The 25,704-nt window shown below is 60.8% G+C and carries 19 protein-coding genes, 4 pseudogenes and 1 riboswitch; of the genes and pseudogenes, 8 read left to right on the top strand and 15 right to left on the bottom strand.

Annotated elements, in window-relative coordinates; genetic code table 11:
- Positions 1 to 2 precede the first annotated feature (2 nt).
- Positions 3 to 227, top strand: a pseudogene (locus OMP38_RS31885) (NHLP leader peptide family RiPP precursor); the annotation flags it as partial.
- A 38-nt stretch (positions 228 to 265) separates the two neighbouring features.
- On the opposite strand, the gene OMP38_RS31880 reads toward OMP38_RS31885, so the two are convergent.
- From OMP38_RS31880 to OMP38_RS31870, 3 genes are all read right to left on the bottom strand, one after another.
- Positions 266 to 1,021 carry a sensor histidine kinase gene (locus tag OMP38_RS31880; RefSeq protein ID WP_277568636.1) on the bottom strand — a complete coding sequence of 252 codons (756 nt, stop codon included), beginning with the start codon at positions 1,019 to 1,021 and terminating at the stop codon, positions 266 to 268.
- On the bottom strand, positions 909 to 2,198 hold the full coding sequence (locus OMP38_RS31875; RefSeq protein ID WP_277568635.1) for a hypothetical protein: 1,290 nt from the start codon (positions 2,196 to 2,198) through the stop codon (positions 909 to 911). Before OMP38_RS31875 ends, OMP38_RS31880 begins: the two co-directional genes overlap by 113 nt.
- Before the next feature lie 144 nt (positions 2,199 to 2,342).
- Positions 2,343 to 3,278 carry a MerR family transcriptional regulator gene (locus OMP38_RS31870; RefSeq protein WP_277568634.1) on the bottom strand — a complete coding sequence of 312 codons (936 nt, stop codon included), beginning with the start codon at positions 3,276 to 3,278 and terminating at the stop codon, positions 2,343 to 2,345.
- Between the two features lie 250 nt (positions 3,279 to 3,528).
- On the opposite strand from OMP38_RS31870, the gene OMP38_RS35315 reads away from it, so the two are divergent.
- Both OMP38_RS35315 and OMP38_RS35310 read left to right on the top strand, forming a co-directional pair.
- Positions 3,529 to 4,017: a PAS domain-containing protein gene (locus tag OMP38_RS35315; protein WP_338130714.1), complete on the top strand. Its 489-nt coding sequence runs from the start codon at positions 3,529 to 3,531 to the stop codon at positions 4,015 to 4,017.
- Complete coding sequence (locus tag OMP38_RS35310; protein WP_338130713.1) at positions 3,971 to 4,384, top strand: methyl-accepting chemotaxis protein; 414 nt, start codon at positions 3,971 to 3,973, stop codon at positions 4,382 to 4,384. Before OMP38_RS35315 ends, OMP38_RS35310 begins: the two co-directional genes overlap by 47 nt.
- 221 nt (positions 4,385 to 4,605) lie before the next feature.
- Here OMP38_RS35310 and OMP38_RS31860 read toward each other — a convergent pair whose 3' ends face one another.
- Positions 4,606 to 4,869, bottom strand: coding sequence for a hypothetical protein (locus OMP38_RS31860; protein ID WP_277568633.1), 264 nt, complete (start codon positions 4,867 to 4,869; stop codon positions 4,606 to 4,608).
- Positions 4,870 to 4,937: 68 nt separating this feature from the next.
- Between OMP38_RS31860 and OMP38_RS31855 the strand changes: the two genes are divergently transcribed.
- Positions 4,938 to 5,927 (top strand): HD-GYP domain-containing protein, encoded by a 990-nt coding sequence (locus OMP38_RS31855; protein WP_277568632.1) that lies wholly within the window; start codon positions 4,938 to 4,940, stop codon positions 5,925 to 5,927.
- 57 nt (positions 5,928 to 5,984) lie between these two features.
- Here OMP38_RS31855 and OMP38_RS31850 read toward each other — a convergent pair whose 3' ends face one another.
- Both OMP38_RS31850 and OMP38_RS31845 read right to left on the bottom strand, forming a co-directional pair.
- Positions 5,985 to 6,842: an aldo/keto reductase gene (locus OMP38_RS31850; RefSeq protein WP_277568631.1), complete on the bottom strand. Its 858-nt coding sequence runs from the start codon at positions 6,840 to 6,842 to the stop codon at positions 5,985 to 5,987.
- A gap of 26 nt (positions 6,843 to 6,868) precedes the next feature.
- Positions 6,869 to 8,102, bottom strand: a pseudogene (locus OMP38_RS31845) (MFS transporter).
- Positions 8,103 to 8,243: 141 nt separating this feature from the next.
- Between OMP38_RS31845 and OMP38_RS31840 the strand changes: the two are divergent.
- Both OMP38_RS31840 and rlmN read left to right on the top strand, forming a co-directional pair.
- A complete protein-coding gene (locus tag OMP38_RS31840; RefSeq protein WP_217593381.1) occupies positions 8,244 to 8,603 on the top strand; it encodes a winged helix-turn-helix transcriptional regulator in 360 nt (119 codons plus the stop codon).
- Positions 8,604 to 8,620: 17 nt separating this feature from the next.
- Positions 8,621 to 9,689: pseudogene (rlmN, locus tag OMP38_RS31835) on the top strand (dual-specificity RNA methyltransferase RlmN).
- 44 nt (positions 9,690 to 9,733) lie between these two features.
- Here the strand turns inward: rlmN and OMP38_RS31830 are convergent.
- From OMP38_RS31830 to OMP38_RS31815, 4 genes and pseudogenes are all read right to left on the bottom strand, one after another.
- Positions 9,734 to 10,597, bottom strand: coding sequence for an Rpn family recombination-promoting nuclease/putative transposase (locus tag OMP38_RS31830; protein ID WP_277568630.1), 864 nt, complete (start codon positions 10,595 to 10,597; stop codon positions 9,734 to 9,736).
- A gap of 176 nt (positions 10,598 to 10,773) precedes the next feature.
- Positions 10,774 to 11,643, bottom strand: coding sequence for an AraC family transcriptional regulator (locus OMP38_RS31825; protein ID WP_277568629.1), 870 nt, complete (start codon positions 11,641 to 11,643; stop codon positions 10,774 to 10,776).
- A gap of 89 nt (positions 11,644 to 11,732) precedes the next feature.
- Positions 11,733 to 12,239, bottom strand: a complete 507-nt coding sequence (locus tag OMP38_RS31820) for a hypothetical protein (protein WP_277569017.1) — start codon at positions 12,237 to 12,239, stop codon at positions 11,733 to 11,735.
- A 463-nt stretch (positions 12,240 to 12,702) separates the two neighbouring features.
- Positions 12,703 to 13,564, bottom strand: a pseudogene (locus tag OMP38_RS31815) (SDR family oxidoreductase).
- A gap of 246 nt (positions 13,565 to 13,810) precedes the next feature.
- Positions 13,811 to 13,999: riboswitch (cobalamin riboswitch) on the top strand.
- A gap of 191 nt (positions 14,000 to 14,190) precedes the next feature.
- On the opposite strand from OMP38_RS31815, the gene OMP38_RS31810 reads away from it, so the two are divergent.
- Entirely contained in the window at positions 14,191 to 16,281 is a 2,091-nt protein-coding gene (locus OMP38_RS31810; RefSeq protein ID WP_277568628.1) for an S-layer homology domain-containing protein, read from the top strand.
- Positions 16,282 to 16,354: 73 nt separating this feature from the next.
- Here the strand turns inward: OMP38_RS31810 and OMP38_RS31805 are convergent, their stop codons facing one another.
- From OMP38_RS31805 to OMP38_RS31790, 4 genes are all read right to left on the bottom strand, one after another.
- Positions 16,355 to 17,266, bottom strand: coding sequence for an Rpn family recombination-promoting nuclease/putative transposase (locus OMP38_RS31805; protein ID WP_277568627.1), 912 nt, complete (start codon positions 17,264 to 17,266; stop codon positions 16,355 to 16,357).
- A gap of 134 nt (positions 17,267 to 17,400) precedes the next feature.
- On the bottom strand, positions 17,401 to 18,732 hold the full coding sequence (locus OMP38_RS31800) for an ATP-binding protein (RefSeq protein WP_277568626.1): 1,332 nt from the start codon (positions 18,730 to 18,732) through the stop codon (positions 17,401 to 17,403).
- A 24-nt stretch (positions 18,733 to 18,756) separates the two neighbouring features.
- Positions 18,757 to 22,125, bottom strand: a complete 3,369-nt coding sequence (locus OMP38_RS31795) for a response regulator (RefSeq protein ID WP_277568625.1) — start codon at positions 22,123 to 22,125, stop codon at positions 18,757 to 18,759.
- A gap of 184 nt (positions 22,126 to 22,309) precedes the next feature.
- On the bottom strand, positions 22,310 to 23,173 hold the full coding sequence (locus OMP38_RS31790) for an AraC family transcriptional regulator (RefSeq protein ID WP_277568624.1): 864 nt from the start codon (positions 23,171 to 23,173) through the stop codon (positions 22,310 to 22,312).
- A 130-nt stretch (positions 23,174 to 23,303) separates the two neighbouring features.
- Between OMP38_RS31790 and OMP38_RS31785 the strand changes: the two genes are divergently transcribed.
- Positions 23,304 to 24,593: a Gfo/Idh/MocA family protein gene (locus OMP38_RS31785; protein WP_277568623.1), complete on the top strand. Its 1,290-nt coding sequence runs from the start codon at positions 23,304 to 23,306 to the stop codon at positions 24,591 to 24,593.
- 95 nt (positions 24,594 to 24,688) lie between these two features.
- Here OMP38_RS31785 and OMP38_RS31780 read toward each other — a convergent pair whose 3' ends face one another.
- Positions 24,689 to 25,552, bottom strand: a complete 864-nt coding sequence (locus tag OMP38_RS31780) for a helix-turn-helix transcriptional regulator (protein WP_277568622.1) — start codon at positions 25,550 to 25,552, stop codon at positions 24,689 to 24,691.
- Between the last annotated feature and the right edge of the window lie 152 nt (positions 25,553 to 25,704).

Raw genomic sequence — 25,704 nt, 5'->3', positions numbered from 1 at the left:
ATATGGGTGAATGGACCCAAACATATGAAAAGGTCGTGAATCGCATGTCCCTCGAATCGCTCAAAGTTCAGGTCATCAAAAAAGCATGGGAAGATCCCGCGTTCAAGCAACGGCTGCTGGCCGACCCTAAGGCCGCGGTCAAGGACGCGTTCGGCGTCGATCTGCCTCAGGAGATCCAAGTGACGACCGTCGAAGAGACCGCTTCGCACTACTATCTGGTCATCCCCCCCCGAATCCCGAAGACGTTGCGGACGGACCTAATAACTTACAACTCGTGTGGTGAGGCTGCGGCAGCCGTCTCGAGCGAGGCGGTCTCGTCAGCAAGAGGGAGCCGGATGATTACCTCGGTTCCCTCGCCCTTCTTGCTCTTGAACTCGATCGTTCCCTTCATGACCTCGATGATTCTGAACGTCACCATCGTGCCGAGCCCGGTCCCTTTGGATTTCGTTGAAAAATAGGGAACGCCCAGCTTCGCGATCTGCGCCTCGTCCATCCCTTCGCCGTTATCCTTGATCCATACGATCGCTTCGCCCTCTTCCTCATAGGCGTTGATCTCGATATTCCCATCGCCTTTGAATGCCTCGATGCTGTTTTTCAGCAGATTGATGAGCGCCTGTTTGAACTTGGACGAGCTGCCGATGACGTTCAGTTCCGGATCTGCGTTGATCTGTAGCCTCCCGCCATGCATGGCCGCATGCGGTGCGATGATGACCTCCAGCTGTCCCAGCTCGTCCGCCAGATTCAAGCGAGACACGGTTTCGAGCTCCGGCTTGGCGAACGTCAGGAAGTCGGTGATGATGCCCGAGGCGCGGTCGAGCTCGCTGACGGCGATATTGAAGTGCTTTTTGCTTTCGTTGTCCCCTCGCCCCGCCAATAGCTGCAGGAAGCCTCGCGTAACCTGAAGCGGATTACGAACCTCGTGTGCGACCGATGCCGCCAAATCGCTGATAATCTTCAGTTTCTCCGTACGCTCCAGTCGGTGGTTGAACAGCTCGAGCCGCTTGGAATAAGAGAGCAGCATCCTGTAATCCGCCGATATTCGACGGGCGAGAATGATGACGAGCGTGACGATGAAAAGGATGACGCCGATTTTCCAGAGAAACAGCACGTAGCTCTTCCCGCTCGAATAATAGAGCGTCAGATCTACCGCGCCCGACAATGCCAGCAAAAAAGAGCCCTGCAGACAGGAAAAGCGCATTCCTGTCTCCCTTGATGCCGTACGCGACGGACAATCCCGCGATCAGAAGCATCTGCACGAGGATGATAGATCCTTGCACCACGATGGAGATCACATAGTATTGGTCATAGAAGCGTCCGTCGGTCAGCTTGTAGACGATAAACGCGGCGATGCCGAAGATGGAAAAGGCCGCCTGCCCTTTGCGGAATCTCGTAAAGAAGCGGAAACGACTTCCCAGCACCTCGTCGACGTAATAGCTAAGCGCGGGGAAGAGTACGAACATCGACAGGTCGAATAGCGATAAAAAGAGATTGGCATACGACTTGTAATAGATATACAGCATCGGAGAATAGACCGATATCAGCGTGCCGATGGTCAGCGCGATCAGGCAAAGGGAGATCCAGGAGCTTCGCTGCCGGCGATTCAGATAGCTCGAGCAGATCAGCATAATCAACGCCAGGAAGGAGATCGAGCCTCCCAGCATCAGATCGGGCAGCTCTCTCCGGATATAGCTCTCCTCAAGCGGAGCGAACTCGCCGACGCGGGCGTTCGTGATGAACCCCGCGCGCGTCCCCGTCGTGAGGATGCGGACGTCGATGTTCGACGCTTGGTCGTAGGAGCCGAGAGGCAGCAGCAGCCGGTTCAGCTGAAAATCGAAATCGCGCTTGGACTCGAAGAGCAGATCGCCCTCTTTGAACGCGGCCAGCTCCAGTCCGTACAATCGCGGAATCAGCAATCCGGGCTGCTGCCAGCCGTCCGTCGGCGGCACCCGCAGGCGAATCCATGCGCCTTGGGCATCGGCCGGCAGATCGACCAGCGGCGTACCCGCCTCCGCATCGATCCATCGTCCGCCTTCGGGCGGCGAGACGCCCGGCTGCGTGCCGTCGGGGATCCACATGACCTGCCAATGGTCGATTTTCGCTTCCGGCGCCGCCGCCCAACTCGTATTCGGCCCTATAATAAACAGCGCGGCGATGGCGACTGCATACGCCAACGCTGCGATTAAGCGAACCGCTTTCATATTGCACCTCATTTTACATGCCGCATTCGCTGGAAAGAGCCGCCGCGGGAAAAATTGCCTGTTACCAACTAAAATTCGACAGTATGATTCAAACTCCTGTATGATCCGTCAATTGCAGGGCAAAAGTTCATGCGCGGTTGGGCCTTATTGCCTAGGTGTGAAAGCGGCGAGGCACCATGTCTCCCAGTCGACGCCGTCTTCGTAGCTGACGCGGTCCCACTGCCGTCTGTCGGCGCTCTGCGGACCGAAGCCGGGGCCGCCGAGCAGGACGCGAAGCCCTGGATACTGGCTGGTCGTCCGATCCAGCCAATCGGAGAGCGGTGCGATATGCGCCGGATCGGTGACGGATATCGCCGCCGCCCGCACATCCTTCATTTCGATTAGCTGGCCGAGCCCCTCATAGGGCGTATCCGGGCCCAGATAGATGACGTCGACGCCCCGCTTGCGCAGAAAGAGGCTGAACAGCAGCAGCCCGAGTTGATGGTGCTCGCCGGGCGGGCAGAAGGCGACTGCGCTGGGCATGTTGGGGTCGACCGGCAGCGACCGGAACACTTGCATGAATCGCTGCAAGATGAGCTGCGAGGCGAAATGCTCCTGGGCCACGGCGATTTTGCCCGCTTCCCAGTCGGTTCCGATCCGGACGAGGAGCGGAGCGAGAATGCGATGGAACGTTTTTTCGTAGCCGTAAAGGGACATGGCGAGGTCGATGGCCTGATTGGCCTCCTCGGTATTGAAGGCGACCAGCGCGGGATACAAGCGCTCCGCGATATGCGTATCGATCCGGACGGATCGCGCCTCCTCGGGCGTGCTAAAGAAAGAGGGGCGGGTTGCGCCGGAATGGGGGTCCGCCGTATCTAATTGTTTTTCTTGTTTGAGCTGGTATGCGATCTCCCCGATCTTCAGACCTTGCTCCTCCATCAGACGCTTGACGCTTCTGAGCGTGGCGACATCCTCTTCGCTGTACAGACGATGCCCGCCGGCGCTCCGGAGCGGATTAACGATGCGGTGGCGTGTTTCCCAGGCGCGAAGCGTGACGCCAGGGATGCCGAGCATGTCCGATACCTTCTGAATGCTGTACATGGCACACCTCCACCCAACATTATACATAAATGATACAAAAATTCTTTAGTATATCCGGAAAAGAACGTTATCTGTATAACATAGGCTATTATTTGTTGCTTGATTTGTATAGGTTGTGTACAATTAAAAGCAATATCTATACAAAAAGTATACAACAAAACGATAAAGGACGGTAGGGGACATTATGGGCGAACGGACGCAATGCGAGGACCATACGCAGGTATTAAACGCGGAGGCTGTATTGGGGGCGATGGAACGGTCTTTGGCGATGGTCGAATTCGATATGGAAGGCACTGTGCTGTGGGCGAACCGCAACTTCGCGGACGCGCTGGGATACGGCCAGGCGGAGATGCGGGGAATGCCGCACCGGCGCTTTTGCACGCCCGCGTACGCGGCGAGCGACGCTTATCGCGCACTGTGGTCGAATCTGCGCAGCGGCAAGACTTTTCAGGAAAAAATCCAGCGGGTGGCCAAAGACGGGAGCCTGCTTTGGCTGGAGGCGACGTACATGCCGGTACGGGGGGCGGATGGCCGCTACGAAGCCGTGATCAAGGTCGCGACGGACATCACGTCTCGCGAGCAAGCGGCGATCCGGCACGCTGAAGAGCTGAAACGCATGGCGCAGGATCTGTCGGGCCGGGCGGACGAAGGCGTAACGAAGAGCGGGGGAGATCGAAGCCGCCATCGAACGCATGCGCGCGGATTCGCTCGACAATCTCGAGCGGCTGAACCAGCTTGAACGCCAGGCCGACGCGATCCGGGGCATCGTACGCGCCATCCGGGAGATCGCGGGGCAAACGCAGCTGCTCTCCTTGAACGCGGCGATCGAGGCGGCTCACGCGGGCGAGTTCGGGCGGGGATTCGAAGTCGTCGCCTCGGAGGTGCGGAAGCTCTCGAGCCAAGTCCAGGAAGCCGCCAAAAAGGCGAATAGCGAGGTCGAGGCGGTCGTCGCCCGCATGGCGGAGATCGGCAGCGGGACGAAAAGGGCGCAGTCCTCGGCGGGAGAGAGCTTGCGCAGGCTTCAGGACGCGGTCGAGGCGTTTCGCCGGATCGAGGAATCGGCGCGCCGGCTGGACGAACGGTCGGAGACCCCCGTCGGCGGTTAATGCGCCGGCGGCGATTTCTAGTATTTTCATTTTGAACGCCGTGATTTAAGATGGAGAGAGACAGGCCTAATGTCCCAGATCGGAGAAATGGAGAAAATACCGATGAACGCACGCTCTCTGCTTGGTCCGCTCGCCGCCTCGATTCTTCCTTATGCCGCGTTCGTCGTATTGAGCAGGAATCCCGGCTGGGATGGGATATTCGTCCTGCCCGGCGCGCACTTCTACATCGTCAGCTCGGTCGCGCTGCTGGCGCTCGTCGTGGCCGGGTTCGTCGCCGTCGCCGGCAGGCGCGTGCGCAACATCAAAGTCAGCTTCCTCGCGTTGTCCTTCGTTTCGCTGGCCGTGTTCTTCATGGTGCACGGATTGTCTACGCCTAATTTTCTTATAGGCGTCACGCCTTTGCCGAAGATCAGCGCTCCGCTCAGCGTTATCTTCGCCACCGTCTGGCTCTGGCTGTCTTCCTGGCGCTCCGACCACCCTTTCATCCATTTTTTTGTCCTGCCGCGAACGGCTGCTTTTACCGTTATGGACCGTACTGCTGGCGCTCGTCGGCTTGATCGGCCTGCTGCGCCCCGAGATCGTCGACTTCATCCGTCTCGACGTCCATCCGCTGAACACCTCGGCGACGCTGTTCGTCATCGCCGTCAATATCGTCACCGGCTACCGGTACTACAGGTCTTATCTATATTCGCGTTTTCCGCTGGAACTGGCGATCGTTTACGGCACGGCTTGGCTGATCGCCGCCCAGCTCATCATGACGCAGGGCGATGTATGGCGCAGCAGCTGGTGGCTGTATCACTTCCTGCTGCTGGCGGCGATGCTGGTCGTCCTGTTCGGGCTCTACCGTCAATACGCTTCCAGGCGTTCGCTCGCCGGCGCCATCAAAGGGCTGTTCACGACCGACCCGGTCGAGCGCATCACGAATGCGCTGCAGCCGAGCGTCCGCGCGCTCATGCTCGCCACGGAGAGCAAGGATCCATATACGGCGGGCCACAATTTCCGCGTGACCTTGTACGCGCTCAAGATCGCCGAGCAAATGCAGCTTCGCCCGGAGCAGCTGCGCGCCCTTGTAGGCGGTACGATCGTGCACGACGTCGGCAAGATCGAGACGCCCGATGCGGTGCTGAACAAGCCGGGAAGGCTGACGCCGGAGGAGCGGGCGATCATCGAGGAGCATCCGGCGAGAGGATACGAGATGTGCAGAAACCTAGGGTTCATGGAAGAGGAGCTGGGCATCATCCGTTCGCATCACGAAAAGTGGAACGGAGAAGGCTATCCCGATCGCCTGGCCGGCGAAGAGATTCCCCGGATGGCGCGAATCGTGGCGGTCGCGGATGTATACGACGCGCTGACGAGCAACCGGGCTTACCGGCCTGCGATGTCGCATGAGGACGCGATGGCGATCCTGAACGCGAGCAAGGGGACGCACTTCGAGCCCGCCTGCGTCGAAGCCTGGGAACGGGCCTGCCAGGCCGAACCGGATATGACCCGGGAGGGCTCGGCGTTGTGGGAGCGGGGATTGGGCAGATCGGCGCTCGCCTGACCGAGGCAAATCGAAGACGGCGCCGCTCCCGGAAGGGAAGCGGCGCCGTTTGTTTGCTTAAAAATCGAAGTTGTCGGGATCTGGGCCGACCCGCCGGCCGAGATCCATCGCGGCGATCAGGCGATGATCCTCCTTGGTCAGCGAGAAGCCGAAGACGTCGGCGTTCTCGGCGATCCGCTGCGCGCGGGTCGACTTGGGGATGGTCGCCACGCCGATCTCGAGATCCCAGCGAAGGATCACCTGGGCGACGGATTTGCCGTGCCGGCCCGCAATCGCGGTCAGCGTGGGATCGTCCAGCAATCCGCCTTGCATGAGCGGGGACCAGGCCTCGATCCGAATGCCGCGCTCGGCGGCATAGGCCCGCAGCTCCGGCTGCTGCAGCCGCGGATGCAGCTCGACCTGATCGACCATCGGTACGACGGTCGCGGTTTGCAGCAGGTCGTCAAGATGATGAACGTGGAAGTTGCTCACGCCGATCGCCCTGACTCGGCCGTCCGCGTACAGCCTTTCGAGGGCGCGCCAAGCGTCCTTGTATTTCCCCGCGACCGGCCAATGGATCAGATAGAGATCCAAGTAGTCCAGTCCCAGCTTGCGCAGGCTCGTTTCGTAAGCGGCCAGCGTCTCCTCGTATCCGAGGTCGGCGTTCCACGCCTTCGACGTCACGAACAGCGCTTCGCGGGCGAGTCCCGTCTCGGCGAGCGCCTCGCGAATGCCGACGCCGACGCTCGTCTCGTTATCGTAGATCGCGGCCGTATCGATGCTGCGGTAGCCCTGGCGAATGGCTTCCTTGACGGCATTCCCCGCCTCGGCGCCCTCCGGCACCTTGAACACGCCGAGGCCGAGCCACGGCATGCGGACGCCGTTCGCGAGCGGAAATGCGCTTTGAAGATTTTGTATCTCATTATGCGTCGTCATGATCTGAATGATCCCCCCTATGCGGATTAAAATGGGTTTGAGACTGGTGCCGCCGGCGTTCGACGGTCGTTGTTGGCGCGGATTTCCGCCTTTTCGAGGCGCAGGCTTACTGCCGTCAGCAGCACGGCGGCTGCGACCATGACGGCGCCGACCCAAGGCGTATGCGCGACGTCAAGCCGGTCGACGACGATACCGCCCAAGAAGGCGCCGATCGCGATCCCCCCCGTTAAAAGCCGCGATGTTGAGCGACGAAGCGAAGTCGACGGCGTTTTTGGCGTACCGCTCCGCCAGCATCACGACGAAGAGCTGGAGCCCGGGCACGTTCATGAAGGCGAGGAGGCCCATGAGCAGGACGACTGCCAGCCCGGCCGCGCGGTAGGGCGCGGCGAAGTTCAGCGCGAGCAGCACGATCGCCTGAAGAGCGAACATGACGAGCAGCGCCGGGACGGGCCGTTTGTTGGCGGCCTTGCCGCCGACGACGTTGCCGATCGCGATGGCGATACCGTAGAAGAGCAGGATCAGCGCGATCGACGATTCGCCGAATCCGGTTATATCCCGCAGAAGCGGAGACAAATAAGTAAAGACGACGAACGTGCCTCCATAGCCGAGCGCCGTGATGGAAAAGGCGAGCAGCAGCCGGCGGTTGCCCAGGAGGGGCAGCTGATGGCGCAGTTTGGTCCGGGCGGCGCCGCGCAGCCCGGAGGGGACAAGGGCGAGATTGGCGGCGAAAGCTAAGATGCCGACGGCAGCGATGGCCGCGAAGGCGGCCCGCCAGCCGAGGTGCTGCCCGAGCAGCGTGCCTAGGGGAACGCCGGTGACGGTCGCGATCGTAAGACCCGAAAACATCGTGGAAATCGCGCTGGCCCTGCGGTCCCGCGGCACGAGATCCGCCGCGATCGTCGAGCCGACGGACATGAAGACGCCGTGGGCGAAGGCGGACAGTACGCGGGCGGCGAGCAGCAGGACGACGCTTCCGGAAGCGGCGGCGAGGACGTTGCCCGCGATAAAGACGACCATGATCCAGAGGAGCAGCGTCTTGCGCGGCACGCCTGCGGCGAGCGAGGTCAGGATCGGCGCGCCCGCCATAACGCCCAGTGCGTATAGCGTGACCGTAAGGCCCGCCATGGATTCGGATATATGAAGATCATCCGCGATGAGGGGCAGCAGCCCGACGCTGATGAATTCGGTCGTGCCGATGGCGAACGCGCTCACCGCGAGCGCGAGCAGGGCAGCCGTGCTTTTCTTGGCGGCTAACGTCATTGGATCATCACTCCCGTAGTAGATATCCCGGCCGGTGAATGCTATTATGGATGAATGGCGCCCGAATGGACAGTACGTACTTTTTTGTGATATAGGTACTAAAAAGTACCCGTTGCGGCACGCGGAAGGAGATCGATCGCATTGGCCAAAAAATACAATATCTCCGTGGAAGCGACGCTCGAAGTCATCGGCGGCAAATGGAAGTGCGTCATTCTGTGCCATCTGACGCACGGCAAGAAGCGCACGAGCGAGCTCAAGCGGCTCATGCCCGCCATCACGCAGAAGATGCTCACGCAGCAGCTGCGCGAGCTGGAGGACGACGGCATCGTCAACCGGATCGTATATAACGAAGTGCCGCCCCGCGTCGAGTACGAGCTCAGCGCTTACGGGTGGAGCCTGAAGTCCATACTCGACTCCTTGTGCAACTGGGGCGAGCAGCATATTATCAAGGAATACGGGGACAAATACGCGGTGCTCGAAGACAATGTGCTGAACCGCTAGAAGAGAGGTATTTGCAAATGACCAAGCCATCGATATACGGCTTGCCTTACGATAAGCTGGCCGCTTGGCTGGCGGAGCGGGGCTTCAAAAAAGTCCCGCGCGGACCGGGTGTGGGAGCAGTTGTACCGGAGCCGCGTCGCGGATTTCGCGGGAATGGCCCCCGCGCTCGAACCTGCGGCGGCCGCGCTGCTCGAAGAGAACTTCGCGCTGCGGACCATGACGGAGCACGTCAAGCAGCAGTCCGCGGACGGAACCGTGAAGTTCCTCTTTCGGCTGTCCGACGGCAATCTCATCGAGACGGTGCTCATGCGCCACAAGTTCGGCCTGTCCGTCTGCGTGACGACGCAGGTCGGCTGCAATATCGGCTGCAGCTTCTGCGCGAGCGGGCTGCTCGCCAAGAGCCGGGATCTGTCCGGGGGCGAGATCGCCGAGCAGATCATGCAGGTTCAGGCGCATCTCGACGCCGCAGGCGGCGGAGAGCGCGTCAGCCATATCGTCGTGATGGGCATCGGAGAGCCCTTCGACAACTACGACAACATGGCGGATTTCATCCGCGTAATGAAGGATCACAAGGGGCTGGCCATCGGGCCTCGCCACATCACCGTCTCCACGAGCGGGCTGGCGAACAAGCTGCGGGAATTCGCGGATTCGGACTTGCAGACGAACCTGGCCGTGTCGCTTCACGCGCCGAACGACGAGCTGCGCACGCGCATCATGAAGATCAATCGCGCGATTCCGATCGCGAAGCTGATGGCGGCGATCGATTATTACCTGGAGCGGACGAACCGGCGGCTTACGCTGGAGTATATCTTGCTGCGCGACGTGAACGACCGCAGGGAACATGCGGAGGAGCTGGCGGATCTGATCGGCGAGGCGCGGCGGAGCCAGGTGAACGTGAACCTCATCCCGTACAATCCGGTAGACGAGCACGGCCAATACCAGCGCAGCGAGCAGGAAGCGGTACGGGGCTTCTACGACGCGCTCAAGAAGCGCGGCGTGAGCGTCAGCGTACGGCTGGAGCACGGCGCCGACATCGATGCGGCGTGCGGGCAGCTGCGGAGCAAGCAGATCGCGGCGGCGAATTAGAATAAAGCGAAAGGGGCCGCGGTGAGCGGCCCCTTTCGCTTTATTTAGCGTTCGTTCTGTTCTGCGAGCGTCCGAACGCTTTCCGTCGGCATTCCCGTTAGCCGACTAACGAGCGCGACGTCGGCGCCCTCATTTAGCATACGGCGAGCAACTTCGACGATTCCGGCTTCGCGTCCTTCTTCCCATCCTTCCTCCCGAGCGTCTTTGATGAAGCTGATCCGATCCCGCTGCGCCTTTTCCCGCGCTTCGTACAGCATTCTGGTCATGTCGTCCTCGCTCAGGTGGGACAGGCGCTCTTCGGCGTTTCGAATCGTCGGATCCATCTCGATCAACTCCTCCAACTGTTCTGGGGTCGTCCGTTCGTCCAAAAACCGCAGCCAGCGATGCAGCGGATCCTCGCGGCGATACGGCCCGGCCCGAAACTTCGGGCACTCGATAAAGTGCAGCTCGATCAGGTCAGTGAGCCTGTATTGTCTCTCCATATCTTCGTATAGCTGAAACGAATGGTGAAAATGGGTTAGCGGCAGAAAGGCAAAATCCAAAATATTGATACAGATCGTCTTCTTGAGCTGGCTGTAGTCTTCGCCTTCGCGGATAGAGTCGGCGAGCAAGCGTCCCATGTAGAACAAGCTGCGCTTTTCCATATGCCGGTAGCGTCCGACCTGCATCTCGACGTTGATTTGTTCCCGGTCCGCCGTCTCGCAGCGTATATCCAGCACGCCTTCTTTGTCTTCGACGAGGCGCTTGGTAAGCAGCTTGCCGTCCAGGATGGTCAGATCGGCGATCGCCGCCCGGTCCGTCCTTCGCAGGATCGCGTTAAGCAGCCCGATCAGCAGCGGTTTGCTGTCGGTTTCCCCGAACAGCCGTTTGAACAAGTAATCGTTTTTCGGATTCAATCGCTTCTTCATGTTCCCGTTCTCCCCTCAGTATACCATAGCCTTGTGCGCGCTTGGAGGACGCAAAAAAGCACGCGCCGTCCGTTAAACCCGCAAAATCGGGGTTAACGGCGGCGCGTGCTTCGCGTCCGTTTGCCTTGCTTGAATCTATCTTCGCCGGAGCGGGAGGGTTTGTCAATCCGAAGGAACTACGACTGACTCGCGACGACGACGGGAATCCATACCTCGCAGCGATAATCCTCCGCGTTCGTGTCTCCCTCCGGGTACACCTCTAGCTCGGGTGCCGGGGCATGCTCATAGCCGCAGGACGGGAACCATTCGCTATAGATCCGTTCCCATAGCCGCTGAATCGAAGGCGTCACGGGACCGACCGAGGTGAACACCGCCCAGGTGGCCTGCGGTACCGTCCACGAGACGCAGCCTTCAGGCGTCTCCGCCTTCGCGTCGCATTCCACCGCGACCAAGTAGGTCAGCAGTTCTTCGCCGGGCGGCATCGAGCAGATGCCTAGCAAAGGGTTGCCAGGGGAGAGCTCCGCTAATCTGGCGAGCGTGCCGTCGGCCGCGCATTCTCCCCAATAAGCCGGGATCCTCCGGTTGTTCTCCCCGTTTTCGGTGCCGACCTTGATCATTTTGCCGATGACCTTGAACGCTTCTTTTTTGACGATCCGATAATCCATTTCCTTGTCTCCCTTCAACGACAGATGGAAGGAAATGCGCGGGTAAGCCTTGAGCGAGGCGCCTTGGGACTTGGCCTCCGAGGGCGCAATGCCGTGCGCTTTGCGAAACGCCTTCGCGAACGACTCGGGCGATTCGTAGCCGTACTTCAGCGAGACGTCCAGCACTTTGGCCGCGCCCATCGCGAGCTCCTGAGCCGCCAGCGTCAGCTTGCGCTTGCGCATGTATTCCGCGACCGTCATGCCCGTCAGCATGTGGAACATCCGTTGGAAATGATAGGGCGAGGTGCACGCCGCATGCGCGATCTCCGCCATATCGAAGGGCTCCTCCACCATCCGTTCCATCCGGTCCAGCGCGTGCCGCATTCGCTCAAGCCACTCCATGCGCATCCCCTCTCTGACTTCACTCTATCATCCGCGGGCGGGATTCGCCTGTCTTGGCGTGCTCTTCGCGAACAGCCCCGTTTCGCCGGTTAGATCGATTCACGCCGGCGGGACATCAGGGCGAATGCGCCAGCCCCGATCAACAGAATGGCCACGATGGAAGAGCCGCCCGTCAGCTTGCCAAGCAGGTAGCCGATCGAGAAGATCGCGAAGAAAATCAGGGAAAGGAAGGTCAGAATGTTGATCGGGATGAGCAGCCACTTGTTCCGGCCGCCGAACCAGTAAAGCTCGAACAGGCCGACTGCAGGAGCCAGAATGAAGCCGGGCCACATCATCGACCAGTTGTCCAGCAGCATGGCGATCTGACAGACGCCGTACACCGTGAGCAGCACGCCGCCGGGGACGAGCACGCCGACGCCTTTGCCGCCGAGCACCGAAAAGTACAGCCAGTGGAAAAAAATACCTAGCGGGAGCACGAACAGCGTGGGCCAGAAATAGGCGAAAATCGAGCCCGTGCCCAGATGCAGATCGCCGCGGAACAGCAGAAAAAGGCCGGCGAGAAGCAGGAGAGGACCGAGCAGCGTGCCGCGATGGATTTTCATAAGTGATCGCTCCTTATAAGCAAAGCTTGGTTGCTTATAGCTTAACACTTGGAGCTGGCTGCTGTCGTCCAACCCGCGCATAGCGCAAGATCGGACTGCAGACGGAGGCGCGGGGCCGGGCGTTATGGTAAAAGAAGCGAGCGGGCGCGCGGCTTGCCGAAGTCAAAGCGTCAGGCGGCAAAAGCTGCTCGTCACGGCTTCGAAATGTCCGTATCATGCCGAAAATGGATCGTTATTTCGCATACGGGAGTGGGGGCAGCCATGAGTGATGTCTCGAAGTATCGACGGGTGATTCATGAAGCGCTCGCATCGGAAAACCGGCGGCTTCCTTCTACCAGCTCTGGCCGTTGCCCTCGCTCATTTATACTTGGAGGCGCCCTCGTCATAATGCCTGGCGGCTTTGACAAAACGAAAACGGCCGATAACGGACAATCCATCCCGTTGTCGGCCGCTCTTTTTATTTTGCCGCCGCCAGCGCGGACACGGCTTGAACAAGCGGTGTCACGGGGCGGACGAGCAGCTTTTCCAGATCGCCGCTCTCCACGGCGAGCGTGCCTGCGCGGATCGCCTGCTGGATCGCGGTGACGATCGGCAGGGCGAACTCCGGCACGCCGGCGCTCTTCATAATGCCTGCGTACGTATCGTCGTCGACCTGCTGCAACGGAACGTCGCGTCCAAGCGCCTCGGCCGCCATGCTGGCCAGCTCCGCGTACGTACGCAGCGGCCCGCCGAGCTCGTACACCTTATTCTCGTGTCCGTCCCCCCGCGAGGACAGCCGCGGCAGCCTCGGCATAATCGGCGCGCGCGGCCCAGCCGACCTTGCCGTCGCCGGCGGACGTGACGAGCGGGGCGCCCGCGACGATGCCATGGATCGCGCCGGCCTCATTTTCGATGTACCAATTGTTGCGCAAAAAGGCATACGGGATGCCCGTCGCGCGAATCGCGTTTTCCGTCTCGCGGTGTACTTCCGCCAGGAACAGCTCGCTCTCTTGCGCGTTCGGGGCGCTGGTATAGGCGATGAAGCCGACGCCGGCGATGCGGGCTGCCTCCACGGCGTTCGCGTGCTGGCGAATGCGGGTTTCCGTGTCTCCGTCGGTCGACACGATCAACAGGCGATCGACGCCGGCAAAAGCTTGCTCCAGCGAAGCCGGATCGTCGAAGTCGCCGCGCCGGACGTCTACGCCGCGCTCGGATAGCGCAGCCGCCTTTTGCGGGTCTCGAACGCTGACGGCGATCTGCGCCGCGGATACGCGGTCGAGCAGCGCCTTTACGACAAGGGAGCCGAGATGGCCCGTTGCGCCGGTTACTAGTATTTTCATGGAAAATCAACCTCCTGGGAATTGGTATTCGATAACCTCGACACCTGGGCGCGGGAAATGGGGGAATGCGTCGGCATCTGGCATCTGTTGTAACCATAATAGCTACAACGAGGGCGCGAGTCAAGGCTCCGAGCCAGGCCTATAGGCTTTCCGGGCGGGTGCTGCGTACGGAAGCGGATTTCTCCGACGATGTGTGACCCTTTTCATAGACAAAGGCCGGACGACCCGCTATCATTAGGGCATAACTGCATATCCTCGTACCAGGCGCGCGCATGCTGCCATGCCGCTTAATAGGGAAGTCCGGTGAGAGTCCGGCGCGGTCCCGCCACTGTATATGCCGAGCGCTCCGAGCGATGCCACTGTTCAGCCGAATGGGAAGGCGTCGGAGCCGCGATGAAGCAGAGCCAGGAGACCTGCCTCGATACGACTGTATCCCGCCCGCTTCGCGGAGTGAGCGGCGGGACCGGCTGTGCCAGCTAAGCCGCCCTTCGGCGGACGCGACCTGTGGCGCGGCGTCATGCTGCGATCTTGAACCACTCCCCTGCGGAGTGGTTTTTTTTAATGCGGTACGGACACGCGGCGCGGTCGAGAGGACTCATTATTTTTTGGGAAAAGGGGTATGACTCATGTTGGGCTTCAAACGTTTCAAATCGCTGGCATCGCTCGCGCTGTCGGTATCGCTCGCGGTCGCCGGGCTGTCGGCTGCGCTGCCTGCGGGCAAGAGCTACGCGGAGGGCGCTAGCGCCGCGACGGTTGCCGCGGCCGCTTCCGTCAACGTGCAGGCGGACATTCAAGCCGCGATCGGCTACGTCAACGCGAACGGCGGGGTCTCTTCGGACTGGCTGGCGTTCAGCTTCGCGCGCGCGGGACAAGCGGTATCTGCGGATTATAAAACGAAGCTGGCTGCCGGCGTAGAGACCGAGTGGGCCAAGGCGTCGCCGGATCCAACGGCGCTTGCGCGCTTCGCGCTGGTCGCGAACGCGGTCGGCTTGGACGCCCGCAGCATCGGCGGCCGCGACCTGATCGCGAAGCTGGCGAGCTATCCGTCCTTCGCCAACGTGTATGCCGACATTTTCGTGCTGCTCGCGCTCGATTCGGGCAATTACGAGCTGCCAGCCGGCACCGCGTGGACGCGCGGAGACTTGGTCGCGGCCATCGTCTCCGGCATCGACGGCTCCACGGTCCCGGATTTGTACGGCATGGCGCTCAGCGCGCTGGGCAAGTACAAGGAACGCCCCGAGGTTGCTGCCGCGGCGGATAAAGCCGTCGCTTGGCTGTCCGCCAATCTCGCCGACGACAACAGCGAGGCGATCGCGCAGACGATCGTCGGCCTCGCCGCTTACGGTATCGATCCGGCGGACGCGAAGTTCGCCAAGGGCGGATCGAACCTGATCCAGCGCTTGCTGGCGTTCAAAAATACGGACGGCGGCTTCAAGCACCAGCTGTCCGACGCCGCGTCGGACAAGGCGTTCGCCACCGAGCAGGCGCTGCGCGCGTTGGCCGCTTACGGGCTGTTCGGCACATCGCACCGCTCCGTGTACGTCAACGCTGCCAGCCAGTGGGTCGCGACGGGCGTCGCCATCGAAGGGCTGAACGGTCCTCTCGCGGCGCTTAGCGCTACGCAGGCGGTGTACGCGTGGGACGCGCTGGTCGAGATCGCCGATCGCAACAAGCTGAAGCTCGGCTATACGGACGATCCGCAGTACGGCAAGTTCCTGTCCGCGATCGGCGACGCCAAGGGCGACCAGAGCGTCTACTGGTTGTATGCGGTCAAGCGCGGCGGCGCCTATGCGCCGATCGACGCTTCGCTGGAGAAGTTCCGTCTGCAAGCTGGCGACGAGCTGTACCTGTATCTGTCCGGGGCAGATAGCGGACTCGTGAAGTCGGTCACGGCGAAGGCTGCGGCGGGCGGCGCTACGGCAGTGAACGTGCAATACACCTATTACGACAGCAGCTTTAAGGAAGTGACGGGACCGGCGGCAGGCGTGCAGGTCGCGATCGGCGGCCAGACGGCGACGACGGACGCGAGCGGCACGGCAACCTTCAAGGGGCTGTCCGCAGGCGAGCTTGCCTACACGGTGACGGGATATCGCGCCGGCGCCGCGCCGCGCGTGCTTAAGTATTCGGGCACGGTAGCCGTGGGCGCGGGACAGGCAGACGGCGAGTCGTTCGCCGACGCGGCAGACATCTCTTCATGGGCGAGCGAGGCCGTGAACGAAGCGTACGCGGCCGGCTGGCTTCAGGGCATAAGCACGACGGAGCTGAAGTTCGCGCCGAAGCAGCAGCTGACCCGCGTTCAGTTCGCTGCGCTGATCCTGCGCCTGCTCGGCGAGACGCCGGCTTCGGGCGCCAAGCAGACGTTCGCTGACGTCGCGCCGGGCGTCTGGTACTTCGATGCGGTCATGACGGCGAAGTCCAAAGGACTGATCGGCGGCGTTACGACGACATCGTTCAAGCCGAACGACGCGATCTCCCGCCAGGATCTGGCGGTGGTACTGGCCCGCGCCTTCAAGCTAGACGGCTCGGGATCGAAGACCGCGTTCTCCGACCAAGGCCAGATCTCCGGCTACGCCCTGGCGTCGGTTCGCGCGGTTTACGACAAGGGATTGCTGAAGGGCACCTCCGGCACCGCTTTCGATCCGAAGGCCAAGGTGACCCGCGAGATGGCGGCGGTCATCGCGTCGAACCTGCTGAAGCAGGGATTGATCTCCAAGTAAAAGGAAACGCAGCACAAACGCAATAAAATAGACGTCGCAGGCCAAAAGCTTGCGACGTCTATTTGTTGTTCGTTTATTCTTTCAGCTGTGCGGCCAGACGTCGTACCTGTTCTTCGGGCAGCTCGGACAAGCGGCTGACGGCGACGATATCGTTTCCGGCTTTCAGCAGATTGATCGCTACGGCCACTCTGCCCAGTTCCCTGCCCTGCACAATGCCCAGCTCCTTGCCTTGCGCAATGCCCAGCTCCCTGCCTTCCTCCAGTCCCTGCTCCCGCGCGTCCTTCAAAAAGCTAATCCGATCCCGGTTAGCCTTTTCCCTGGCCTCGTAAAGCATGCGGGTCATATCGTCTTCGCTGAGATGACTCAGCCGTTCTTCGGCCGTCCGAATCGTCGGATCCATGGCGATCAGCTCCTCCAATTGTTCTTGGGTCGTGCGTTCGTCCAAAAACCTCAGCCAGCGATGCAGCGGATCCGCCACGGCGTATGGTGCCGAGCGAAACTTCGGGAACTCGATAAAGTGCAGTTCGATCAGATCGGTCAATCTAAATTGCCGTTCGGCATCCTCGTATAAGTGAAACGAGCGATGGAAGCCTTCCAGGGGAAGAAAGGGAAAATCCAGCATATTGATACAAATCGTTCTTTTGAGCTGGCCGTAATCCTCGCCTTCGCGAATCGAATCCGCGAGCAGCCGCCCCATATAAAACAGGCTTCGCTTTTCCATGTGCCGATAGCGTCCCACCTGCATCTCCACGTTGATCTGCTCCCGGTTCGCCGTCTCGCAGCGGATATCGAGCACGCCCTCTTTGTCTTCGACGAGGCGCTTGGTGAGCAGCTTGCCGTCCAGCACGACAAGGTCCGCGATCGCGTCGCGTTCGCCTCTGCGCAGAACCGCGTTCAGCAGCCCGATCAGCAGCGGCTTGCTGTCGGCCTCGCCGAACAGACGCTTGAACAGGTAGTCGTTCTTCGGATTCAATCGCTTTTTCAACGCTTTTTTTGCCTCCAGTATATCATAATCGCTCGATTTTCCGAACGGCGCTGCGCGCCGGGGAAACGCAAAAAACGCGCCCTTCGCCGTCCTGTGCGAAAACACAGGATCGACGCAGGGCGCGTGCTTCGCGCCTAGAATCTACTTAAAATCATTTTCCGCCGAGCCGGAGATTTTGTCAATGGAGCGCGGTCTGCCGATCGGCCGCTTCCCCCCTCGACGGCGATCGTTTTAATCGTAAATACGAATGCCGCCCCGAGGTCCACTTCCTTTTTCGCGTAGATCCGGCCGCCCATCAGCTCCACCAGCGTCTTGCAGATCGACAGGCCGAGGCCCGTGCCGCCGGTCTTGCCGCCCAGCGTTCCTTCGAGCTGGGAAAAAGGCTGGAACAGCCTGTGATACTGCCCTTCAGGGATCCCCTCGCCGGTATCCTTTACCGTGAATTCGAGCTCCAGCTCTTCGCCCTGCCGGCGCAGCAGCCGTGCATCAACGCGGACGCCGCCGCGGCCGGTGAACTTGACGGCATTGCCGATCAAGTTGTTGAGCACCTGGCGCAGCCGGTTGGGATCCCCGAGCAGCAGTGAAGGAATATCGGGATCGATCTCCATCGTCAGCGCCAGCCCTTTCTCGCGGAGCAGCGCGATGAACAGGTCAGCCGTCTCCTTCATGCAGTTTGCCAAGTTGAACGGCGTGAGCTCCAGATCCATTTTGCCGGACTCGATCTTGGAAAAATCGAGAATGTGGCTGATGATCGAAAGGAGCGCGTTGCCGCTCGTGCGGATGATATCGACCATGTCGCGGTCCTCCGGCGGAAGCTCCGACTCCATCAGCAGTTCCGACATCGCGATGATGCCGTTCAGCGGCGTGCGCAGCTCGTGGCTCATCGTGGCGAGGAAGCCCGACTTGATCCGGGAGGCGGTTTCCGCCGTTTCCTTCATCTGCGTCAACTCGCGGTTCGCTTCCTCCATCTGGCGCGCCTGGGATTCGAGCTCGCTCGTCTTCGCTTCCAGCTCTTTCGTTTTCGCTTCGAGCTCCTGGGTCTTGGCGGCTAATTCCTTGGTCTGGCGTTCCAGATCGAGCCGCGTCAGGTAAAGACGCACGAAGCCGTCGATCTTTCTCTTCAGCACCTCGGGATGCACAGGCTTCGTCATGAAGTCGATCGCGCCCGACGAATAGGCCTGCATATAGTTGTCCAGCTCGGACGTCAGCGAAGTGAGGAAAATAATCGGGATATCCTGCGATTTTTTCCGCGTTTTGATGCGGCGTGCCGTCTCGAAGCCGTCCATGTCCGGCATCAGCACGTCCATGATGATGAGGGCGAAGTCGTTTTTGAGCAGGCACTTGAGCGCTTCCGCACCCGAAGAAGCGGACACGAGCGTATAGGGCGAGTCGGCCAAAATCGCTTGCGCGGACAAAAACTCGTCCGGCCGGTCGTCGACAAGAAGGATATGAACGTCAGGTCCCATGCAGCAATCATTCCTCCCGGCGGTCTACTTGATGAGCCAAGCTTTGAGCAGCGTGACGAGCTGGGTCGTGTTGATCGGCTTGGCGATGTAATCGGACGCGCCTGCGCGAAGGCACTTCACGCGGTCGCCCTCCATCGCTCTGGCCGTCAAGGCGATGATGACCAGATTCTCGAACTGCGGCATCTGGCGAATGTGACGCATCGTTTCGTAGCCGTCCATCTCGGGCATCATAATATCCATAAAGACAAGGTCGACGCCGGGATGGACGCTGAGATGCTGCAGCGCTTCCTTGCCGTTTTGCGCGAAGCTGATCTCCATATTGTAACCCTCGAGCACGCTGGAGAGCGCATAAATGTTGCGCATGTCGTCGTCCACAAGCAGAATCTGTTTGCCTTCGAAGGCGGCTTCCGGGTTGTGCAGCTTCTCGATGAGCAGCTGCTTGTCCGGCGGAAGGTCGGCATGCTTGCGGTGCAAATAAAGCGCGGTCTCGTCGTACAGACGCTCCATCGACTGGACGTTCTTGAGCACGATGCTCTCCGCGTAGTGGCGCAGCCGCTGCTCTTCCTCCTTGCTCAGATCGCGGCCCGTATAAATGATGACCGGCAGCGTCTGCAGCTTGCGGTTCGTCTTGACCTGCTCCAGCAGCTCGAAGCCCGAGATATCGGCGAGGCCGAGATCGAGCACCATGCAGTCGTAGTGCTGGGCGTTAAGCTGGTCAAGCGCCTCCTTGCCGGAAGCGGCCGCGGTCACGTTTACGTCGGGGTGCGCGATAAAAGCGACGAGGCTGGCACGCAGCGCGTCATTGTCTTCGACGATCAGCAGGTTTTTGACCGGACGCCGAATGTACGATTCGATCCGGAGAAACGCGGCCTCGAGCTCCGAGCGGTCCGTCGGCTTTTTCCAGAAGTCCAGCGCGCCCATCGAGAGCCCCTGCTTGCTGTCGTCGGCCGTGGACACGACGTGCACGGGGATGTGGCGCAGCTCGGGCCGGCTCTTGAGCCTGCTGATGATCGCCCAGCCGTTAAGGACGGGCAGGTCCGCGTCGACGATGATCGCGTTCGGCTTGTAGGCGTGGGCGAGCGCGAGCCCCTGGTCGCCCTGCAGCGAGACGATCGCCTTGAAGCCGCGCTTGCGCGCAAGCTCGAGCAGGATGGCCGCGAACGATTCTTCCTCTTCGATGATGAGCAGCGTCGTATCTCCCGGCTGCAGGTCGTTCCGGTCGTCGTCCATGACGGCTTGCTGGAGCAGCTTCGGATTGGAGATCGAGATGTCGGGCACGAACGATTCGTAAAAATCGGCCATGTCGGCGCCGGGTCGCTGAGAAGTCTTGAACGCGACGGGTTCCGTTTTCGGGAATGCCGTTTCCTGTACAGGTTCCGGGGGCGCCGCAGCCTCGGGCCGCGGCGTCGGGGCGGCAGGTTCCTCTCGGGCGGAAGCGGCCGCAGACGTCTTCGGCTCGAAGGGCTGCTCCGCTTCGGGAGCAAAAGTCCCCGTCTCTGCCGTTTCGGACAGGAGGAGAGTGAAGGCGCTGCCTTTGCCGGGCTCCGAAGCGACTTCGATTCGTCCTCCCAAGAGCGAGGCGAGCTGGCGGCAGATGCTGAGGCCCAGCCCCGTGCCGCCGTATTTGCGGCTGGTCGTGCCGTCCGCCTGCTGGAACGCCTCGAAGATGCCTTCGAGCTTCTCTTTGGGGATGCCGATGCCAGTATCCTTTACTTCGAAGAAAATGCCTTCCGGATGCGAATCGCTTCGCCCGACCGTGAGCGAGACCTCGCCCTTTTCGGTGAATTTGAACGCGTTGGAAAGCAGATTCGCCAAAATCTGCTGAAGCCGATGGCCGTCGGTCTTGAGGGAGGCGGGGAGTCTGGAATCCACTCGGATGCGAAGCTCGACACCTTTGCCGCGGGCGACCTGATCGAATGTGCGATACGCGTGGTCGACGACGTCCTGGACTTGAACCGTCTCGAAGACGGCCGTCATTTTGCCGGCCTCCAGCTTGGCCAGGTCGAGAATCTCGTCGATCAGACGAAGCAGGTCCCTGCCTGCCGAGAAGATCGTATGGACGTATTCGAGCTGCTTGGGCTGCAGGTTGCCCGTCCGGTTCTCCGCGAGAATCTGAGAGAGGATCAGCAGGCTGTTGAGGGGCGTGCGCAGCTCGTGGGAGACGTTGGCGAGAAATTCGGACTTGTATTGGGCGGCCATAAAAATCTCTTCGGCCTGCTGCTGGATCTCGTCCTTCTGCCGCGCGGTAAGCGCCATCTCCGTCTGCAGCTGCTCGTTGGAGGCGCGCAGCTCGTCCGCTTGCACCCGCAGCTCCTCCGCCTGATCGGCGAGCGAATTCGCTTGCTGCGCGATCTCTTCCTTTTGCCGCGCGAGCGACTCGGCTTGCTGCGCGATCTCTTCCTTCTGGCGCGCGGTCAGCAGCACTTCCGTGCGAAGCGTCTCGTTGGCCTCGCTGATCTGTCTGGCCTGCGCATCGAGTTCTTCGGTCTGCGCCCGGAGCTCCTCGGTCTGCGTGGTCAGCTCTTCGGTCTGCGTCCGCAGTTCCTCCGTCTGCGCCTCTAGCTCCTCCTTCTGGTACTGGGTATGGCGCAGCAGCTCGTCGATCCGCGCGATATCGGCCAGCGTGTTGAACAGGATGCCCATATTCGCGGACACCCGGTCGATCAATTGCCGCTCGCGCGGCGGAAACTCGCGGAGAGAGGCCAGCTCTACGACGCCGACGGTCTTTTCCTCGTAACGGATCGGCACCAGCGTGAGGCAGGCGGGCGGCGTCTCGCCTAGCCCGGAACGGATCTTGATATAATCCGCCGGCAGATCGCGCATGACGACGGGATGCTTGTCCAGCGCGACCTGTCCGACCAGTCCGACGCCGAGCGGGATGGGCTTTCGGTTTTCGCCGGCATCGTCGTAGGCATAGCCCGCGGCAAAGTGCAGCGCGTCGCCGCGCTTCACGTACAGCGCCCCGCAGCTCGCGCCGAGCGCGCCGGCCAGCTTTGCCATGAAGATACGGGAGGCTTCCTGCACCTGCACGGAGCCCTGAAGCAGGATCGCCATCTCGGATACGTTGGCGTTGATCCAGATTTCGGTTTCGGCGTCTTCGCGAAGCTGCCGTTCTTGCTCTGTCTTGCGATGCAACGACACGGCCAGCTCCCGGAATCGGCGCGCGAGCTGGCCGAACTCGTCTTCGGCCGAATCGTCGTGCGCGTGCGCGTCCGCGTCCGTCCTGCCGGCCGCCATATCGTCCACGATCCGGGAGATGCGGCGCATGCCCGCGAAGATGCTCCGATGCACGGTGGCGATCAGATAGGCGCCGGCGGCAACGCCGAGGGCGCCGAGCGCGATCGAGAGGGCTAATATCCATCCGCTCGTATAGACGGAAGCGATCGCCGTCATGCCTCCGAGCAGCAAAAGAAAAACAAGGCCGAGGCCCCAAATCTTTTTTGGTAATATTCATAAGAACCGCCTTCGCGTCGGGATGTTAGATCGGGATGATATACGCGAACGATAAATGCCACATACAATTATAGCTTTCTTGCAAGGAGATAGATATAGATCGCGTGCGCAATTGTCTTGCGTTTTATAACGAACGCCTGAACTGGGCCCTGTAGCTCCGCGGCGTCATGCGGGTAAAGGCCTTGAACACTTTTTCGAAATGCGAAAAGTTTTCGAATCCGGCTTCTTCGGACACCTCGGTGATTCTCGCGTCCGTTTCCCGAAGCAGCCGCTGCGCCTCCTTGACCCGCGTGATGCCAACGTACTCGGCAATGCCGAAGCCGGTGCACCGCTTGAATGCGCGGCTCAGATAGCTGGGGCTCAAGTAAAAGCGGCCGCTCAGCTTGTCCAGCGTGATGGGCTCGCGAAAGGTTGCGGCGATATGCCGCGCGACCTCGGTCATCTTGGCCGCGGTAGGCGACGTCGCCTCTTCGGCGGCTTCGGCCTCCGCGCCGAGCGCGTGCCGGGCCGCGAACAACAGCATCTCCGCGGCCGCATGCCGGATGGGCAGCTCGCTCCCGGGCGGGCGATCCTGGATCTCGCGAAGCATGCCGTACAGCAGCTGTTCGACCCGCAGGCGCCCGGGGGCGTCCAGCCGCAGCAGGCGCCGGGTGCCGCGGAACGGCGAGCGCAGCAGCTCGGCCTCCGTCTCGCCGAATTGCGCGAAGTATCGCTCGTCATAGTAGAGCACGATGCGCTCGTGGTTGGGCACGCCGGTATCGCTTGTCTTGTGCACCTCGTCGCCGGGCACGATCACGAGATCGCCGGATTGGACCTGGTACGCGCGGTCTTTGATGAAGTAAAACCGCTCGCCGCCGAACAGATAATAAAGCTCGTGCTGTCCGTGCATATGGTCGGCTGCCATCGAATAGTGGCCTTTCCTGCGATTGTATTCTACGTAAAAAGGATCGTGCGGGTCTCCATATCGAAGCGTGCTGTTCAAGTTCAAGGCAATCGCCTCCATGAGGACAAAAAAAAGCGGGTTTTCAAAAATAATAACATAAATTGCGGAGCGAATAAGCACATTTTGCGGTACATTTTCCTCATTGGATCGTTAAAGAAGAGGAGAGATGGCAAAGATGGCAAAAAAGACTTACGTACAGATAGGCGCAGGAGGAAGAGCGGAGTTTTTTTATTCGGCGATTGCGACGTCTTACCGCGGGACGAGCGAGTTGCTCGCCTTTTGCGATATCAATCAGACCCGCATGGACTACGCGAACAAGCTGTTGACGGAAAAGTACGACTATCCGGCGGTACGTACCTATAAGAGCGACGAGTTCGACCGGATGATCGAGACCGAAAAGCCGGATGCCGTCATCGTGACGAGCGTGGACCGGACGCACCATACGTATATTATCCGGGCGCTTGAGCTCGGCTGCGACGTCATTACCGAGAAGCCGATGACGGTCGACGAGGAGAAGTGCCAGGAGATTCTGGACGCGGTCGAACGGACGGGACGAAGCGTGCGCGTGACGTTCAACTATCGCTACGCGCCGCATCATACGAAGGCGCGCGAGCTGATCGCGAGCGGCGTCATCGGCGACGTCACGTCGATCCACTTCGAATGGTTGCTGAATACGCAGCACGGCGCGGACTATTTCCGCCGCTGGCACCGGGACAAGCGCAACAGCGGCGGCCTGCTCGTGCACAAGTCGACGCACCACTTCGACCTGGTGAACTTCTGGATCGGCTCGCAGCCGGATACCGTGTTCGCGATGGGCGACCTGCTCTTTTACGGCCGGGAAAACGCGGAGAAGCGCGGCGTCACCAAGTTCTACGAGCGCGCGACGGGCAATCCGAACGCCGCCGGCGATCCGTTCGCCCTGCCGCTCGACGACAATCCGCATCTGAAGGCGATGTACCTCGACGCCGAGCCGGAGGACGGCTACCGGCGCGACCAGAGCGTGTTCGGCGACGGCATCTCGATCGAGGACACGATGAGCGTGCTCGTGAAGTACAAGAACAAGGCGCAGCTCACTTATTCGTTGAATGCCTACCTGCCCTGGGAGGGCTACCAGATCGCGTTTAACGGCACGAAAGGCCGCATCGAGATGAAGATCGTCGAGCAATCGTACGTGAATTCGGGCGGGGACAAGGCGCTCGAGGGCGCGGTGAAGGGCGTCACGATTCTCGTCTTCCCGATGTTCGGCGAGCCGTACAAGGCCGACTTCGAAGTCGGCGAAGGCGGACACGGCGGCGGCGACCCGGTGCTGCTGAACGACATCTTCGGCGTGCCGGTGGAGGATGAATTCCATCGCGCGGCGAACCACGTCGACGGCGCGCGCTCCATTTTGACGGGCATCGCGGCGAACAAGTCGATCCGTACGGGACAGGCGGTCAAGGTCGACGAGCTCGTGAAGTTTTATTAATAGGGACCGTAATTGGCGGGCGCTTCTCCGGACGGAACGGGGAGGCGCCTTCGCCGTTTGCCGGAACGGCAGGACGATCGAACTTATCGGACCCGCTAGCCATTCGGTCGATCGTGCAGCTTGCGGTACTGCATCGGCGTGAGCTTGGCCGTCTTTTTGAACGTACGCTCGAAATGCGTGACGCTCTCGAAGCCGCAGGCGGCCGCGACGTCGATGATCTTGCGGTTCGTCTCGCGCAGCAAGGCCTGCGCCTCCCGGACGCGGATCAGGTTCAGATAGCCGACCAGCGTAAAGCCGGTCACAGCCTTGAAGGTGCGGCTAAGGTGGGAGGGGCTCATGTAAAAGCGGGCGGCCAGATCCGGCAGCGTCACAAGGTCCGAATAGCGCGCGTTCAGATGCCTGACGACGTCCGCGATCTTGCTGTGGAGCGGATGGGCCGCCGCCTGCGCTCCCTCGCCGCCGGAATCCGGCAGCCGGGATGCCAGGAGCAGCAGCTCCGCGAGGAGCAGGCGCAGGCCGGTCTCGAAGCCCGGCTGGCGGCCCGCGATCTCGGCGCCCATCCGGTTCAGCAGCGCGAGCACGCCGGCCTGCTCGTAAGGCGACAGGCGGAATACGCGCGAGCCGCCGCGGAATACGCGGAACAGCTCGTCGTAGTGCGGCAGCCGCTCCATGCCGAGAAAGGCGTCGCTGAAGTTGATTACGACGCGCTCGTGCGCGTGCGAGTCCTTCATCGACGATTTGTGCACCAGCTGCTTGTCGATGAAGACGAGCGAGCCGGCGGCGATATGGTGCGTCTCTTCTTTAATGAAATAGAGCCGCTCGCCCGAGACGAGGTAATAAATCTCGTACGTGCGATGATAGTGGTTCGTCCGCTCGAAGGGGCGGGTGCGGCGGATGCGGTGGTAGTAAAAGTCCGCTTCTTCGTCGCCGTAGGTCAAAGCGTCCGTCTCGTCGTACATCCCCGCCGCTCCTTTCCGCGCCAACCTGGGTTCGATCGTCGACTTCTGGACAAAATAAGTTGATTTTTTATAATATAAGCAAAAATCGCGGAGACTTCCAACCTTTTTTTGCGATAATCTGTGAAACAGTAAGCGATTGCACATTACGATAC

This window comes from Cohnella ginsengisoli (assembly GCF_029525555.1).
Classification (GTDB): Bacteria; Bacillota; Bacilli; order Paenibacillales; family Paenibacillaceae; genus Cohnella; species Cohnella ginsengisoli.
The sequence above is the reverse complement of the archived record's forward strand: the minus strand, read 5'-3'. Positions and strand labels throughout refer to the sequence as shown.

Bases quoted from the DNA above. Each gene is read 5' to 3' on its own strand.
- OMP38_RS31880 (WP_277568636.1), bottom strand. From the start codon at position 1,021: ATGCTGCTCTCTTATTCCAAGCGGCTCGAGCTGTTCAACCACCGACTG.
- OMP38_RS31875 (WP_277568635.1), bottom strand. From the start codon at position 2,198: ATGAAAGCGGTTCGCTTAATCGCAGCGTTGGCGTATGCAGTCGCCATC.
- OMP38_RS31870 (WP_277568634.1), bottom strand. From the start codon at position 3,278: ATGTACAGCATTCAGAAGGTATCGGACATGCTCGGCATCCCTGGCGTC.
- OMP38_RS35315 (WP_338130714.1), top strand. From the start codon at position 3,529: ATGGAACGGTCTTTGGCGATGGTCGAATTCGATATGGAAGGCACTGTG.
- OMP38_RS35310 (WP_338130713.1), top strand. From the start codon at position 3,971: ATGCGCGCGGATTCGCTCGACAATCTCGAGCGGCTGAACCAGCTTGAA.
- OMP38_RS31860 (WP_277568633.1), bottom strand. From the start codon at position 4,869: ATGAAAGGGTGGTCGGAGCGCCAGGAAGACAGCCAGAGCCAGACGGTG.
- OMP38_RS31850 (WP_277568631.1), bottom strand. From the start codon at position 6,842: ATGACGACGCATAATGAGATACAAAATCTTCAAAGCGCATTTCCGCTC.
- OMP38_RS31830 (WP_277568630.1), bottom strand. From the start codon at position 10,597: ATGAAGAAGCGATTGAATCCGAAAAACGATTACTTGTTCAAACGGCTG.
- OMP38_RS31825 (WP_277568629.1), bottom strand. From the start codon at position 11,643: ATGGAGTGGCTTGAGCGAATGCGGCACGCGCTGGACCGGATGGAACGG.
- OMP38_RS31810 (WP_277568628.1), top strand. From the start codon at position 14,191: ATGTTGGGCTTCAAACGTTTCAAATCGCTGGCATCGCTCGCGCTGTCG.
- OMP38_RS31800 (WP_277568626.1), bottom strand. From the start codon at position 18,732: ATGGGACCTGACGTTCATATCCTTCTTGTCGACGACCGGCCGGACGAG.
- OMP38_RS31795 (WP_277568625.1), bottom strand. From the start codon at position 22,125: ATGACGGCGATCGCTTCCGTCTATACGAGCGGATGGATATTAGCCCTC.
- OMP38_RS31785 (WP_277568623.1), top strand. From the start codon at position 23,304: ATGGCAAAAAAGACTTACGTACAGATAGGCGCAGGAGGAAGAGCGGAG.
- OMP38_RS31780 (WP_277568622.1), bottom strand. From the start codon at position 25,552: ATGTACGACGAGACGGACGCTTTGACCTACGGCGACGAAGAAGCGGAC.